Annotated in this window: 14 protein-coding genes and 1 tRNA gene; 7 read left to right on the top strand and 8 right to left on the bottom strand. The window is 61.0% G+C overall.

Annotated features, from left to right (window positions below):
• Window positions 1-264 precede the first annotated feature (264 nt).
• Window positions 265-1,521: a chromate efflux transporter gene (gene chrA / locus PXH66_RS01295; RefSeq protein ID WP_330929431.1), complete on the bottom strand. Its 1,257-nt coding sequence runs from the start codon at window positions 1,519-1,521 to the stop codon at window positions 265-267.
• A gap of 103 nt (window positions 1,522-1,624) precedes the next feature.
• Here chrA and PXH66_RS01300 point away from each other — a divergent pair, with 103 nt between their 5' ends.
• The 4 genes from PXH66_RS01300 to PXH66_RS01315 all read left to right on the top strand — a co-directional run bounded on the left by PXH66_RS01300 (window position 1,625) and on the right by PXH66_RS01315 (window position 5,032).
• The gene (locus PXH66_RS01300) at window positions 1,625-2,044 is read left to right on the top strand and encodes a CoA-binding protein (RefSeq protein WP_330929432.1); all 420 of its coding nucleotides are present in this window, start codon (window positions 1,625-1,627) and stop codon (window positions 2,042-2,044) included.
• 123 nt (window positions 2,045-2,167) lie between these two features.
• Window positions 2,168-2,255, top strand: a tRNA-Ser gene (locus PXH66_RS01305).
• A 907-nt stretch (window positions 2,256-3,162) separates the two neighbouring features.
• A complete protein-coding gene (locus PXH66_RS01310; protein ID WP_330928692.1) occupies window positions 3,163-3,948 on the top strand; it encodes a class I SAM-dependent methyltransferase in 786 nt (261 codons plus the stop codon).
• Between the two features lie 40 nt (window positions 3,949-3,988).
• Complete coding sequence (locus tag PXH66_RS01315) at window positions 3,989-5,032, top strand: exostosin domain-containing protein (protein ID WP_330928693.1); 1,044 nt, start codon at window positions 3,989-3,991, stop codon at window positions 5,030-5,032.
• Window positions 5,033-5,189: 157 nt separating this feature from the next.
• On the opposite strand, the gene PXH66_RS01320 is transcribed toward PXH66_RS01315, so the two are convergent.
• Window positions 5,190-6,092, bottom strand: coding sequence for a LysR family transcriptional regulator (locus PXH66_RS01320; RefSeq protein WP_330928694.1), 903 nt, complete (start codon window positions 6,090-6,092; stop codon window positions 5,190-5,192).
• 151 nt (window positions 6,093-6,243) lie between these two features.
• Between PXH66_RS01320 and PXH66_RS01325 the strand changes: the two genes are divergently transcribed.
• Window positions 6,244-7,023: an SDR family NAD(P)-dependent oxidoreductase gene (locus PXH66_RS01325; RefSeq protein WP_330928695.1), complete on the top strand. Its 780-nt coding sequence runs from the start codon at window positions 6,244-6,246 to the stop codon at window positions 7,021-7,023.
• Between the two features lie 104 nt (window positions 7,024-7,127).
• Here the strand turns inward: PXH66_RS01325 and PXH66_RS01330 are convergent, their stop codons facing one another.
• Window positions 7,128-7,742, bottom strand: a complete 615-nt coding sequence (locus PXH66_RS01330) for a PEP-CTERM sorting domain-containing protein (protein WP_330928696.1) — start codon at window positions 7,740-7,742, stop codon at window positions 7,128-7,130.
• Window positions 7,743-8,212: 470 nt separating this feature from the next.
• Between PXH66_RS01330 and PXH66_RS01335 the strand changes: the two genes are divergently transcribed.
• Together PXH66_RS01335 and PXH66_RS01340 are read left to right on the top strand one after the other, a co-directional pair.
• Window positions 8,213-8,554 carry an ArsR/SmtB family transcription factor gene (locus PXH66_RS01335; RefSeq protein ID WP_330928697.1) on the top strand — a complete coding sequence of 114 codons (342 nt, stop codon included), beginning with the start codon at window positions 8,213-8,215 and terminating at the stop codon, window positions 8,552-8,554.
• Window positions 8,551-9,096, top strand: a complete 546-nt coding sequence (locus PXH66_RS01340; protein WP_330928698.1) for an SRPBCC family protein — start codon at window positions 8,551-8,553, stop codon at window positions 9,094-9,096. The genes PXH66_RS01335 and PXH66_RS01340 overlap by 4 nt, the downstream gene beginning before the upstream one ends.
• A gap of 286 nt (window positions 9,097-9,382) precedes the next feature.
• Here PXH66_RS01340 and PXH66_RS01345 read toward each other — a convergent pair whose 3' ends face one another.
• From PXH66_RS01345 to PXH66_RS01365, 5 genes are read right to left on the bottom strand one after another with little or no spacing between them, the layout of a single operon-like run.
• Complete coding sequence (locus PXH66_RS01345) at window positions 9,383-9,853, bottom strand: flavodoxin domain-containing protein (protein WP_330928699.1); 471 nt, start codon at window positions 9,851-9,853, stop codon at window positions 9,383-9,385.
• 17 nt (window positions 9,854-9,870) lie between these two features.
• A complete protein-coding gene (locus PXH66_RS01350; protein ID WP_330928700.1) occupies window positions 9,871-10,728 on the bottom strand; it encodes a hypothetical protein in 858 nt (285 codons plus the stop codon).
• Window positions 10,728-11,063 carry a hypothetical protein gene (locus PXH66_RS01355; RefSeq protein WP_330928701.1) on the bottom strand — a complete coding sequence of 112 codons (336 nt, stop codon included), beginning with the start codon at window positions 11,061-11,063 and terminating at the stop codon, window positions 10,728-10,730. The genes PXH66_RS01350 and PXH66_RS01355 overlap by 1 nt, the downstream gene beginning before the upstream one ends.
• A gap of 14 nt (window positions 11,064-11,077) precedes the next feature.
• Window positions 11,078-12,445 carry a PepSY-associated TM helix domain-containing protein gene (locus PXH66_RS01360; protein ID WP_330928702.1) on the bottom strand — a complete coding sequence of 456 codons (1,368 nt, stop codon included), beginning with the start codon at window positions 12,443-12,445 and terminating at the stop codon, window positions 11,078-11,080.
• Entirely contained in the window at window positions 12,445-14,673 is a 2,229-nt protein-coding gene (locus PXH66_RS01365) for a TonB-dependent receptor (RefSeq protein WP_330928703.1), read from the bottom strand. The genes PXH66_RS01360 and PXH66_RS01365 overlap by 1 nt, the downstream gene beginning before the upstream one ends.
• Window positions 14,674-14,732 lie beyond the last annotated feature (59 nt).

Genomic DNA, 14,732 nt, shown 5'->3' on the forward strand with positions numbered 1-14,732 from the left:
CGCTCCACCGGTGCGGTCTGGTGGCGTCCTTCGCGGCTCCACGCCTCCGCGTTAAAACCCGAGGTCACCGAACCGTGGATACGAAGGCGCGCTCGGCGAGCCCGCCCTACCCGGAAACCCCAGGTAGGGCGGTTTTGCCGATACCGCCGAATCCATGGGGTGGATCACTCCATCGCCACGTCGCGAAGCCGCAGAGGACGCACAGTATAATCCTGATTCAGCGGCGCGGTTTGGTGGCGTCCTTCGCGACTCCGCACCTTGGCGTTAGATTCCGACTCCGCGCAGCGCGCCCAATATGCCGGCGGTGAGCACGATCCACAACAGATCGACCTTGAACCGCTGCAGCGCGATGAACGCCGCCAGTGCCACCGCGACGGCGATCGTGTCGACTCGACCGGCGGGAAACAGCACCGGACCCGCAAACCATACCGCGAGGTTGAGGATCACGCCCACCACCGCCGCCGTCACCGCGCCGAGCGCGCCGTTCAAACGCGCCACGCCGCGCAGTCGTTCCAGATGTGGCGCCCCGATGAAGATCCATAGGAAGCACGGCACAAACGTCGTCCACGTCGTGATGGCCGCGCCCAACGTTGCGGCGACCAAAGGCGAGAGCGCTCCCGGGTTTTGGTAGCCGCCGAGGAACCCCACAAATTGCAAGACCAGCACCAGGGGGCCCGGCGTGGTTTCGGCGAGACCGAGACCGTCGAGCATCTGCGGACCCGACAACCACGCGTAGTGTTCGACCGCCTGTTGCGCTACATAGGGCAACACTGCGTAAGCTCCGCCAAACGTCACCATGGCGGCCTTGGAAAAGAAAATGCCCTCCTGCACCAGCGTATCACGGGGTCCGAGCACCACGGCCGCCAGCAGGATGGGGGTAAACCACAGCGGCAGTCCGACCGCGAGCACCTTGGCGGCATGCCGCCACGGCGACACCACCGACGGTGCAGGAGTAACCGATCTTGGCTGTTGTTTTTCGACGAACCAGCCGATGATCGCGGCCCCCAACACGATGGCAGGGAAGGGCGCGTTGAAGAAATAAATCGCGACGAACGACACCGCCGCCAAGGCCCACCGCTCCGGCTTCTTGAGCGCCTTGCGTCCGAGTTTGATGACCGCCGCCGCGATGATGGCGAACACCGCCGGCTTGAGTGTTTCAAACACCCCCGCCACCGCGGCGACATGACCGAGCGTCACGTAAAGCACGCCCAACCCCCATAGCAGGATCGCGGCAGGCAGCACGAACAGGACCCCCGCCACGATGCCGCCGCGCGTGCCATGCAACAGCCATCCGCAGTAAGTCGCGAGTTGTTGGGCCTCGGGCCCCGGCAGCAGCATGCAGTAGTTGAGCGCGTGCAAAAACCGGTCCTGCTCGATCCACCGCTTTTTCTCCACCAGCTCGGTCTGCATGATGGCGATTTGCCCTGCCGGTCCGCCAAAGCTGATGCACCCCAGCTTGAACCAAAAGCGGAGTGCTTGGCGGAAGGAAGGGCGCTCACTCGGGGATTCAGCGGACGGCATGGACGGTATGAAACGGGGTCGCCCGTCGCGGACAAACCAAACCGGAGGCTCGCGACCCGAGATTGCATTTGATCGCCCGCATGCGAAGTTGATGTCCCTCGCCATGATCCGTCCGATCGACATCATTCGCCGCGCCCGGACCATAGCGGTTGTGGGCCTCTCCACCAACCCCGCCAAGCCCAGCGCCGCGGTAGCAGCGTATCTGCAACAGCAAGGCATGCGGGTGATCCCGGTCCACCCGACGGCAGATACCCTGTTGGGCGAAAAGGCCTACCGAGCACTGTCCGAGATCCCCGACCACGTGGACATTGTGGATGTCTTTCGCCCCGCCGCCGAAGCCGAAGACTGGGCGAGGGCGGCGATCGCGATCGGAGCCGACTGCCTGTGGTTGCAGCAAGGCATTGTGAACCCGGCGGCGGCCCGTATAGCGGAAGCGCATGGCATGGATGTTGTTATGGACGAATGCACCGCGATTGTGCACCGCGAGTGGCGTCGGCAAGGGGCGCAGCAAGCGAGTCAGTGAAGGCCGTTTGGATTCGCGGCACGAAGTCCGGACGAAAATCCGTTTGACCGCAGGGAATAGATCCTTCTTATCTGGCCCCCTTTCGCCAATCACTGGGTGGTTTTTCCATCAGGCGAAGCACCTGGAGAGGTGGCAGAGTGGTCGAATGCGCTCGCTTGGAAAGCGGGTATAGGGAAACCTATCGGGGGTTCGAATCCCCCCCTCTCCGCCAGTGTGAAGCAACACGAGGCACGAACAAAATACCGACTACGACCGCCACACGAGGCCCATGAAAATGGGGGGATGTGAACCCCGGGGTTCGACGGAGCGAAGCGGAGAAGGACCGCAGGTCCGCCAATCCCCCCCTCTCCTTGACCGCCGAAGCCTTGGCGAAGGTGGTTCCGCCAGTGTGAAGCAACACGAGGCACGAACAAAATACCGACTACGACCGCCACACGAGGCCCATGAAAATGGGGGATGTGAACCCCGGGGTTCGACGGAGCGAAGCGGAGAAGGACCGCAGGTCCGCCAATCCCCCCTCTCCTTGACCGCCGAAGCCTTGGCGAAGGTGGTTCCGCCAGTGTGAAACAACACGAGGCACGAACAAAATACCGACTACGACCGCCACACGAGGCCCGTAAAAATGGGGGATGCGAACCCCGGGGTTCGACGGAGCGAAGCGGAGAAGGGACGCGCGCAGCGCGGGTGCGAAGCACCGGACCGCAGGTCCGCCAATCCCCCCCTCTCCTTGACCGCCGAAGCCTTGGCGAAGGTGGTTCCGCCAGTGTGAAACAACACATGGGGTCTACACCAAAAGATGGGAGAATAACGTAGCTTGCTGATTTTCGATGAGTTGAGTCGGGACTCGCAACGATTCGGGCTCGCCAAACGTCCTCAGGTTAGTCAATTTCCGGCGGGTTTGCATGTTGCTCAGTCTGGCCAATGGAAAGTGCGAAACGATTCGCTGTCGCAATATTCCATGAAGGCCAAACTCTCTCCCCACTTGTATGTGCTAAGTGTCTTGCCAAGTGAGTATTCAAGGAATTGAAAGCCTATATTGAAATGATGAAAGTGATTTATGAAATTGAATAGCTTGCGGGAAAATTGTTGTGATAACGTCACGGTAGATTAATCGCTAGGTGAAGCATTCGTATTTTGAAAATTTGGCGAGGGAAGCGGCTAAGGTAGGCAAAAAAATGCTGCCACGCGGACTCTGGGTTTCACTTAAGGAATCAGTCGCGCGCCATGCTTTTGCCGGGGACCTTCGAATGCTGGCCACCATTTATGGTTCTGACAAGTGGGGCGATCACTGGTATGCGCAGCATTATGAACGCCATTTCTCAACGATGAGAAAAAAGAGGATCGTGCTGCTAGAGCTTGGGATCGGCGGGTTCGACGATTCACAAGGCGGCGGTGCAAGTCTCAGAATGTGGGAAAAATACTTCCCGTCGGGACGGATCAATGGGGTGGACATATACGACAAGCGGGCTCACGACACGCCGCGTATCCGGACGTATGTAGGAGATCAATCCGATGAATCCTTCTTGAGGGAATTGGTCGCCGAAATCGGCACCCCTGATATCATCATCGATGACGGGAGTCACCTCAACAACCACGTTTTGAGAAGCTTTGAGATTCTGTTTCCGTTGTTAGCAGAAAACGGAATTTACGTGGTTGAGGATGTGCACACCTCATACTGGCCTGATTTCGGTGGTAGCAGCACGGAGCTGAATTCCCCGAAGACCAGTATGGGAATGCTTAAGGCTCTCTCCGACGGGCTGAATCATCGGGAATTCAAACGCGAGGATTACCAGCCCAGCTATTGCGATGAGCATATTGTCGCCCTACACTTCTATCATAACTTGGTCTTCTGCCAAAAGGGTGCGAATCAGGAGAAGGGATGGGTAGGTCCAATTAGCGGATGACACACGGGCACTCCGCCGCCTGTTTCCTGAGAATCTAATCATGAGCACAGACGTGAACGAACCAGAGAACGGGGAAGGTCCGGTCAAAATATACATAGATCTCGAAGGTCATGGATATTATTTCCGCAGAGAGATGGAACGGTTGGTTGAAGCCATTTCCGCGGCACCATCGACGGATGGCGTCCTCGTCGGTAGCAGGGACGCATCCGACTGCGTCATCCGCCTCACCGGGTGTCCGTCGCTTCGTGACAAGATGTCGACTTGCCTTAAATGGCCGGAGCAGAAGTCACCGCGGGAGTTCGTTTGGGATATGGGGGATTTACCCACCGGTGGCCCACCGGGCTTCTACGTATCTTTACCGTCCTACATGTTTGAACGCAGGCGCCACCGGGCATTTGGACTTCCGATCAAGTGCAACGAAGTGATTCGCCCGTATGACCTGAGAGATGCGACTTTTCTTTATGGTTTTCTGGGCGCAATCACGTCCGGCGTTAGAGGGCGAATGTTGCCAATGTTGAATGCGTTAAATGAAAGTCGCGAGGGCCTGTTGGTCGTGCGGGATTCAATTTGGCATAAGATGTTTGATCGCTCGGGTCTGCAGGGGAAGCAGGATTACGCAGATACAATGCGCCGGTGCCGTTTCAATTTGTGCCCGCGGGGCAACGTGTTGGCAGGCACGGGCTCGCGGCTATATGAGACAATGCAGGCGGCGCGAGTCCCCGTCATCATCAGTGATTGGATGACGCTCCCGGAGGGTGTGGACTGGGATTCGTGCTCCGTGCGGGTTAAGGAACGTGAAATGTCGAACATTCCGCAGATTTTGAGGTCGTATTTGGATCGTTGGCCGGAGATGGCCCTCAACGCCAGACGAGCTTGGGAGATGCATTTCAGTGATGCTGCGTTGGTCGGAGAGTTGGGCCGTCAGTTGCGCTCGTTGCTCGCTTGGAATGGTGAGCAAAAACTTTCCACCCGATTGAGTGGACGTGGTCGGATTGCCTTAGGGCTTCTCAGTTGGAAAGGACGGCAGGGTTACACCTCATTGAACCGACTCAAGCAACGAATGCAGGAGAGGCGGAAGAGCTGAAACGCACAGCTAGCATCGATATCGAAAAACATTCGAATCGGGCGTTGAAATGGGGCAGGTAGGATACGGGAATGGGGCAATATCAGACCTCGACTCGTAATTTCATTGGCCTCTCTAAAACGGGAGTGATCAAATTAAATTAAGACCTTTCGGGAACTTACGTTTTTCTCCTGATCCGGTTCACGCCTTCGCGGAGGATTTGGGCGAAGGTTTCGGCATGGGGGTTGGGTCGCACGGCGGGCAGGCCAACTTTGATGACGCTGGCGGCAAGGGCGGGGGCGAAGGGGCGCATGACGAGCGTGGGCGGTAACGCTTCGGCGATACCTTCCGTCAGCACAACGACTTCGTGGTTGGCTTCCAGCGCCGCAAACAGCGACGCGACGCTGTCGGCCGATTGATCGGTGAAGCGGGGGCTCAGGCCAAAGGGTTTTAGGATCGTCCGCAGTCGCGGGGCATACTCGGGAAAGTTCGTGCGACCGAGGCCGCGCAGCTGGCACCCTCTGAGCCGAGCGGGCGGGATCTTTTTCAATTTCGCCATCGCGTGGGTTCGCGGGAGGATCAAGACGGCAGCGAGGTGCACCAGTTCACTCCAGACGAAATGCGGCGTGGCCGTTTCCAAACCTGCGGGCATGATGGCGAGGTCCAGTCCGCCGGCCGCCACGCGTTGGCTCATTTCGTGGGGATTCAGGTCGGACAACTCGAGTTTCACCTTCGGCGCGCTGAGTTGAAATTTACCAATCGCCGCCGGCAGTAAACCCGCCGTGAGCGACGAAACGAATCCGACGCGCAGGGTCTCTGCTTTCACGGCGCCGCGCACGCGCTGGATCGCTTGTGCGGCGCGCGCCAGCACGTCGCAGGCTTCTTCGTAAAAAGTGTCTCCGGCATCGGTCAGCGTGATCAGATTTTTCCCGCGGACAAACAGGGTCACCCCCAGCTCTTCCTCGAGATCCTTCACCTGACGACTCAGCGCGGGCGGGGTCACGTGCAGGGTTTCCGCGGCGCGCTGAAAGCTGCCGTGAGCGGCAACGGCGGTAAAATAGCGAAGGTGGCGGAGCTCCATGGCGAATGGCGATTAACCAAAAGTATGGGTGAGCCCAAAATCATGGCAATGGTCGGATCGGGCATCCGGTGATATTCTTTGGTCAACCCGGCGATCAACGGATCCTGGGTCTGCCATTACTAAAATTCAAACACCTCGAATCACCAAAATCATGTCCACGCATACTCCTCCCGTTTCCTCCGCCAAACTTGCCGACAAGGTCGCCCTCATCACGGGCGGCAGCAGCGGCTTGGGTCTGGCAACCGCCCGCCGGTTCATCGCCGAAGGCGCGCAAGTCTTCATCACCGGTCGACGCCAAGCGGAACTCGACGCCGCGGTCCGCGAGCTCGGTCCGCAGGCCACGGCGCTGCAGGGCGACATCGCAAAGTCGGCCGATCTCGACCGCATCTTCGCGGAGATCACAGCTCAGGCCGGCCGGATCGACGTGCTCTTTGCCAACGCCGGCGGCGGAGCGTTTGTGCCGCTCGAGCATGTTACGGAAGCGCACTTCGACAAATACTTCGGCATCAACGTGCGCGGCACCCTGTTCACCGTGCAGAAGGCGCTTCCGCTCATGCCCGCCGGTTCATCCATCGTGCTCACCGGCTCGATGGTTTCCGTCAAAGGTCTGCCGGCGTTCGGGGTGTATGCGGCCACCAAGGCGGCGCTGCGATCCTTTGCCCGAACCTGGGCGGTCGATCTCAAGCCGCGGCAGATTCGCGTCAACGTCATCGCGCCCGGCACGATTGTGACGCCCGGTTACAAGAGTGAACTCGGGCTCAATGACGAACAGATCGCCGGGATGAAGGACCAGGTTGCCGCGACTGCGCCGAGCGGACGCGTTGGCACGCCGGACGAAATCGCCGCCGTCGTGCTGTTCCTCGCCTCGGATGATGCGAGCTACGTCAACGGTATCGAACTGTTTGCCGATGGCGGTGCCGCGCAGATCTGAATCACGGGCGAAGCTCGGCTTTCCGGCCGCGTAACTGGCAGCGGTCCGGAGCGGCCGCGCGATCACGGCCGCTTTCCGGACAGACCGTGATCGCGAATCCCCCGTCAGACCGTCGGACTCACGCGCTTCTTCCGGCGCAGACCGACGGCGGACAGCACCAGTCCGCCGAGGATGAATCCAAAGGTGGCCGGTTCCGGCACCGCACTGACCGAGGTGACGCTATACGTGCCGATGAAGGTCGTCGTGGTGCCGTCGCTCGCGTAGATATCTCCGCTCGATCCATGGCTCACAATGCTTCCGGCGACGCTGGACAAATCCACCGTGGCGGTGCCGGTGAACGCGGCGTTGCTGGTGCTGAAGGTTTCTTGCGAGTTTGGCCGGGCATTGAGCACGAGCGTCTGGTTTCCGGGCAGCGCTCGGCCACTAAAAACCTGGTCGAAATTATGATCTGACCCGAACGACTGCAACGTGTTGGAGTGCAACGCGAAGTTCATCAGCGATTGGCCCTCGGTGAAAAAATTGAGCAGTCTCACCGGAAAATTGTGATTGGCTGCGGGGGTGAAATTGGCGGACGGCGCATTACCGGTGGCCGTAATCGTCACGGCATTGGGATCCGAGATATTGACCACCAGCAATACCTGCGCACCAAGCCAAGTTGGTGCGCAAACCAACGTCGCTACTAGAATAAATTGCCGACAAATTTTAGATAGGTTGATCATGCGAAGCCGACGTCATCGGCCAGTTTGATTTATCTCTGAAGCAAATAATTACGTTCACAGTAGAAATTTTGTTCATCCATGGTGCACGTAGCGGACCGCGATGAGTGGGACGGTCCACCTCCTGAAATTTCACTCCGGCAGAGCCGGGAAGAATTCACCATACTTGCGGCTGTAGCGTCAGCGGGAGAAGTCCGATCCATGACGCTGAAGTCCACGAATCAGCGACGTTCGCGGTCCTTAAAATAAGTTGGCCGGTCGCCTACCCCTAAGCGACCGGCCATTTGCTTTCTTGGTTACCCCAAAAGTCCCCGCTAAGCGGGAACAGACATCACTGTTCTCGGTTTTGGACCATCGTCAACTGCGGCATCATTACATTTTGGAAAGGTTCGACAGAGAGAGAGCTTTAAAAATTAAGCACCAGCTTAAATAAAGAACTTGAATAATTAAGTATATTCTTAAATAACGGCCTCATGCAGAGTCTGACCGCCATCGCCGATCCCACGCGTCGACGCATTGTCGAGCTGCTCGCGGAGCGCGAGCACACCGCCGGCGAATTAGTCGCCAAATTTGCCATGAGCGCGCCGGCCATCTCGCAACATCTCAAGGTCCTGCGCGAAGCGGGGCTCGTCACGGTGCGGGCAGAGGGGCAATCCCGTATCCAAATGCTCAATCCGGATGGTCTCGGAGATATCGAAGCCTGGATGCAAAAGACGCGCGCGATGTGGTCGAACCGGCTCGACGCACTCGAACGCGAACTGCGGGCGGACGACGCGCGCCGAGCTAAACTCACCAACCGAAAGAAATCATCATGAAACCAAACGACCAACCTGGCAAATTCACCACGCCGGCGGAAGTGCGACTCGTGCGCACCCTGCCGGGCCCCATCGAACGGATCTGGGACTACCTGACCGATCCCGCCAAACGTGCCCTTTGGTTTGCCGGCGGTCCCATGGAGCCGTGCGAGGGCGGGAAGATGCTGCTGAAATTTCAGCACAAAAACATCGCACCCGAAGAGACACCGCCCGAGGCCTACCAGGAGGTGCACGAGACTGGTTTTGAAATGCCGGGCACGATCCTCCGGTGGGAGCCACCGCGGGTGCTCACCTATACCTTTGACGAGGACTCTGACGTCACCTTCGAACTCACGGCGCAAGGTCAGTATGTGGTGCTCGTGCTCACGCATCGGGCCCGCGGCGGCGATGTGCCTTCGATCCCGGGATACGCGGCAGGTTGGCACAGTCATTTTGCGATTTTGATCGCTCAACTTGCGGGTGAAACCGTGCCGCCGTTCTGGGCGACGCACGCGAAACTCAAAGCCGAATACGCCAAGGTTTACGCCGATCTTACCACTTGAATCGGACCGGGTGTGTGACTGGTTCCCTCCGAACCCCGGAGGGACGACTTCCACGTCGTCCGCAGTTGCCTCTCAGTCGGAGGCTTTGGGGTAACGCGGACCGGGTGGAACCGGTCCCTTCGATGAGCCAATGAGGCCGATGCAGGGCGATGCGCGTGCCTTGCGCTTCGTCAGCCCAGATGAATCAGCAGGATGAAGCCGGCCGCCAGCGCCAGGGCCAACCCCACGGCGACGTAGAAGCGGAAGGCGTCGGAGTGAGTGGGGTGGCTCGGCACGGCGATGAGGATCAGGCGGAAGCGGGCGCGTTGCCGCGGCGGGAGTCGAGCTGAGCAAGAACGGCGTCAGCCCAACCGGGGAAGGTGTCTTCGAAATCGAGATCGGCATCGAAACGGTCGTGCAGGCGGGAGGCACCGAGCACGGCGAGACGTTCGTCGAGGCGACGTCCGAATCCGTTGAAATCGTCATAGTCCTGATCACCCAAACCGAACACGGCGAAGGTCAGATGGCTGAGGTCGAGGGCGGTATCTTCGAGACCATACCAAAAGTCGGCGGCGTCGTCCGGTGGCTCGCCGTCGCCCCAGGTGGACACCACAAAGAGCACCTGACGCAGGTCGCGAAGGTCGGTCGGTTTGACGTCACAGAGGTTGAGCAAATGCGTGGTCCAGCCGTCGGCCTGGGCGCGTTCTTCGGCGGATTGAGCGAGGGTTTCGGCATTGCCGGTCATGGTGCCGAAACAGATGTGCAAGGAGTCTTTCATGATAAGGTTGAGGAGGATTAAGGGCGGAAAATTTCGGCGGTGGCAGCGTGCCAACGGTCGTGGTCGGTCGCCCGGTTTGGGCCGGGGCGAAAGGTGATCAAACTCGCGCCGTGGACATCGATCGCCCGGAGAAAGGGACCGGAGGAATCACGGCCGCAACCGAGTTGGTGAACGGTGGCGCGCGCGAGTTGCAGGGTCGCGCCGTCGCCGCAGACTTGCAGGGTGCGGCCGTCCTCCTGGACTTGGGCGGGATGAAACCGTTCGGTGTGCACCGCGGCAGCGGTTTCCAGCGTGACGGCGAGCATGTGATCCGCATCACCCCACGCGGCGAGCAGGGGCGCGAGACGATCGATGGCGGTGGAGAGCGTGAGCCGGCGCGGATCGACGAGATTCAACAAATGCTGAGAGGGTGCGCGTTCGTCGGACGCGGGCAGTTGCGTGGGCGAACCGGCGGTCAGCGAGGCCACGATTTGCGCCCAGACGGCGGGAGCCATACGGGCGGGCGCGCAGAGTTGCAGGAACTCCGAACCGTGCGGATTCATGACTTCGATGCGTCCGGGAGAATCGCAGCACGGGCACAACGCGATACGGGCGATCGCGTGCGACCCGACGGCGTGGTTCAGCTTGAGCTCGGTGTGGGCATCGACCCAGTGAAGCGGCGCAGAACCGGGGGCCGGGAGCCGACCCAACCGGATCAAGCGAGCTTGCGCGTGGCGCGTTTGCCGGGCGACGTTGTCGCAATGGGCAAGACGGGCAAAGAGGCGCGGCCAGTCGGGGGTCAGGGGAATGCGACCGTCTGCGGTTGTGGCGAAACAACGGCTCAAACGCGAGGCGGGCGCCGCGGGAAACGAGGTGAAAGAGGGACGAGGAATCATCAGGCGGATTGAACGGAAGGTGCGGTGGTGGTGGGGGCGGAACGAAAGGCATCCTGCCCCAGCACGAGAACGCTGATGCGGGCCGATGGGCAGAAGCAGGCCAGGCGACAGGCGAGGCACCATACTTCGTGTTGCGCCACGGCGAGTTCAGCGGGCAGGTGCAGCGTGAGATTGGCCGCGGCTCCGGTCTGGGGGGATGGTGAAAGCTGAAGGGTCTTCAACGTGATGGGTTGACCGACGTCGCGAGCGCACGTGACCGCGATTTCCGTCAAGGCTGCGGCCTGCGCCGAGCTCGGAGCCACGATTTCACAAAGGATGGAGGGCTGGGTTTTCATAGCATGAATGGGTTTCAGGCGGTCGCGGCGCGTTGGCGGCGCGCGACTCGGAGCAACGTTTCACCGAGCCACAGGACGACGATGCTCAGCCCGACGAGAGGGAAGAGGACGGCCAAGCCGACGATCGTCGCGGCGATGGTTTTGGGGACCTGCTCGGTGCGCGTTTTGCGCGGAGCGCCGAACTTGCCGGCCGGGCGTCGGCGCCACCACATCCACACCCCGGTCACGCTCATCGCGATGATCACGAGGCAGGCCAGGACGGCGATGATCTTGGTGGTGAGTCCGAAAATCGACCCCGTGTGGATCGAGTAAAACAGGAGCGCGGTCTTCGCGCCGGGCGCGAGGCTCGGGTAGTCGATCACGTCGAGCGTGGCGCCGGTGGAGGCGTCGAGGTAGACCACCCCATCGTCGAGATCGCCGGTGTCGGTCGCGCCGAATAGCGTCCAGCACCCGTCGGTCCCATGCGGAGCGGCGAGGTGAAACGTGGGGAACGCGTAATGGGTGCGGGCCTCGCGAACGATGTCGTCAATCGAGGCCGGAGCGGTATCGGGCGGTAGCGGCGAGGAGGTCGGCGGGCTCACGTAGGACGGCGGGAGTTGGCCGCCAAAGTAAAGTCCGGCGAACGCGCCTTGTCCCCAGACCTGGGTGTAAAGCAGACCGGTCCCCATGATGGCTAGCGCCGCGCCAAAGAGGTAGAGTCCGGGGATCGTGTGCAGATCACGGAGCGCGAGTTTACCGCCGCGACGCAGCCGGGGCAGCCAGACGCCCCAGAGTTTTTCCTTTCCGCGCGGCCACCACAGCAGCAACCCGGTCAGCAGGGAAACGATGCCCCAGCAGGTCGCCAACTCGACGGCGTAGCGACCGATCGAACCCGCGAGCAAGGTGCGGTGAAGGCTGAGAACGATGCCGAAGAAACTGCGTTCGAGCGTTTGTTGGCCGAGCACCTCGCCCGTGTAGGGATCGACGTAGACGAACTGGTGTTCGTGCTCGTGGGCATGGTCGTCGTCGACGGGGGATTCGGCGTCGTCGTCGTGAGACGTCACCTCGCGTTCAAAGACAATCTCGTCGGCGCGGCCGGGCTCCGCGTGTTGGTTGAACGAGCTGAACTCCCACTGCGGCGGCAGCGCGGCGCGGGCGGCGGCGAAGCGAGCCGTGTAGGATCGCGCGGGGATGTCGGCGGGCACGGTGACGGTCATGACCTCGGGCTGCGTCCACACCTGCAGTTCCTCTTGAAAGACGAAAAGGGCACCGGTGAGGGAAACGACGATGAGAAACGGCGTGACGGCCAGACCGGCCCAGAAGTGCCAGCGCCAGACGGCGGGATACAACGCGCTCAGCCAGGAGCGGCGCCGGGGAGACGGGGAGCAAGCGGAGGCGGCCATCAGAAGGTGGTGTCAAGACCGACGCCGAGCACGCGCGGCAGGGCGGGTTCGGCGCCGAAGCGCGTGGCGGATTGTTCCCAGAGGCTTTCGAGGTAGTCCTCGTCGAGGAGGTTGTTGGCGTAGGCAAAGACCGACCAATCGCCGAAGCGGTAGCCGAGCTTGGCATTCACGACGGTGTGCGCCGGGAGCAGGTAGTCCGGGTCGTTCTCGGGTCGGGTGAACGCCGCGCTGACGTAGCTGACACTGGCGTGGCCAAACCAGCCCGCACGGCGGGAGTAGGACACGCCGGCACTGGCGGTCCAGCGGGGCGAGTTGGGAAAGGCGTTGCCGGAGTAGTCGAATGCCGCGCTGGAAAAATCGTCAAAGCGCGTGCGGGTGTGCCCAATTGATTGATACGCGGACCAACCGCCACCGAGATCCTCGCGCAGTTCCAGCTCGGCGCCGTAGTAGGAGGATTGTCCGGCGTTGGCGACCTGGGTGTCGTAGATGTCGCTGGAGAGCTGCACCGACACCTGTTGGTCAACCCAGTCGACGTAGAATGCGTTGGCGTTGGCGACGACCTTGCCATCGAGCCAAACCGAACGGAACGAGAGCTCGTAGTTGGTGGTGTATTCGGGGTCGAACGGGACGATGACCGCGCGCTTCTGGTTGAAGGAGACGCCGCCGGAACGGTAACCGCGAGTCACGGTGGCCCCGGTGCTGAGGGTGTCGGTCCAGTGGTAGGTGATCCCGGCGGAAGGCAGGAACGTTTTGAAGGTGTCCTCACCGTTGCCGCCGGCGGAAGCGTCGGCGGCGATGGCGGAGATGACGGCATCGGCGGGCATGCCGGCCACGATGCCAAATGAGGGCACGTCCATCAGGGCGACCGCGCCGGGGAACCCTTGTGCGAGGACCACGTTTTGGCCGGAAGTGCGGTCGAGTTTTTCGCGGTCAAAACGCGCGCCGAGGTTGAAGGTCCAGCGGTCGGTGGGCTGCCAGTCGCCGTTGACGAACAGAGCCGCGTTGGTGGTTTCGATCAGACCGTTTTGCTGCAGATCGAGCAGCGCGAACGACGGGGTGGGCAGGCCGAAGACCTGATCGAGCGGCGAAGGAATAACGTAGTAGAACGGGCCGCTGGAATAGAACATGCGCGAGGAATCGGCAAAGTAGACTCCGGCGAGCGCGCGCCAGGTGTCGCCCTTGGCGAGGAGACGGATTTCCTGGGTGAGTGAATCGTTGTCGTAGCCGTAGCCGTAGAGCAGTTCCTCGGTGGCGTTGCGGTCGCCATCGTAGAGGGAATCGAGGAGGAAGTCGCTCCAGCCGGTGGTGGCGGTGAGCAGCCAACCGTTGGAAAACTCCTGGTTGATTTCGAGGGCGGCGGTGCGGCTGCGGGTGTCGAAATGGTTGCGGGTGTTTTCGTAGGCGAGACGTTCGTAGAGTTCCGGAATGGTGCTGCCGTAGGCATAGGCGCGGTCACCGTTTTGGCTTTCGGTTTGGGCGTAGGTGAGCAAGGCGGAAAACCCCTGCCATGTGGCGGGTTGGAAGAGCAGTTTACCGCGCAGGTTGGTGGAGTCGGTCCGGTGCCAGTCGTCCTCGTCCCGCGTGATGTTGGTGAGGGCGCCGTCGCTGTATTTGTCCTCCAGCGAGAAGCGAAACGCGAGGGCTTCGGGCACGAGCGGGCCGCCCACGGCGAAGGCAAGTTGGCGGGTGTCGTATTCGCCATAGGTGGCGCGGAGAGCACCGTCCCAGTGGAAAGTGGGGTTTTTGGTGCGGGCGATCACGGCCCCGGCCATGGAGTTGCGACCCTGAGTGGTGGACTGCGGACCGCGCAGGATTTCGATTTGGTCGATGTCCCAAATGGACACGCCGTCGAAGCCAAGCATCTGGCCGTCGACCGTCGCGCCGTCGACCAGCACCGTGGCCATGTCGCTGCCCTCGGAGAACGTAAAGCCGGTGTTGGGAATGCCGCGGATGGTGAAGCCGCTGGCGTTGGCGTAGGTATTGGCGGTGCGGGCGAATATGTCGGACAGCTCGGTGTCGGTCGACTGCTCGAGTTCGACGCCGCGGAGGGCGGCGACGCTGATCTGGGTTTCCTGGGCGGTGCGTCCGAGTTTTTCGCCGGTGATTTCAAAGGCTTCGAGTTGGACGACTTCGTCGGCTTTGGCGGAGCCAGTCTCCGGAGCGGTTTGGGCACCGCAGACGGTGGCGAAAAGCAGCGGGCCGAAGAGGCGCGAATAGGGAATGTTCATGGTTGGCGTCGAGTTGGATTAAACGGAAGAAAGGTATCGGGACTCAGTCTCAATGATGG

This window comes from Synoicihabitans lomoniglobus (assembly GCF_029023725.1).
GTDB classification, from domain to species: Bacteria; Verrucomicrobiota; Verrucomicrobiia; order Opitutales; family Opitutaceae; genus Actomonas; species Actomonas lomonigloba.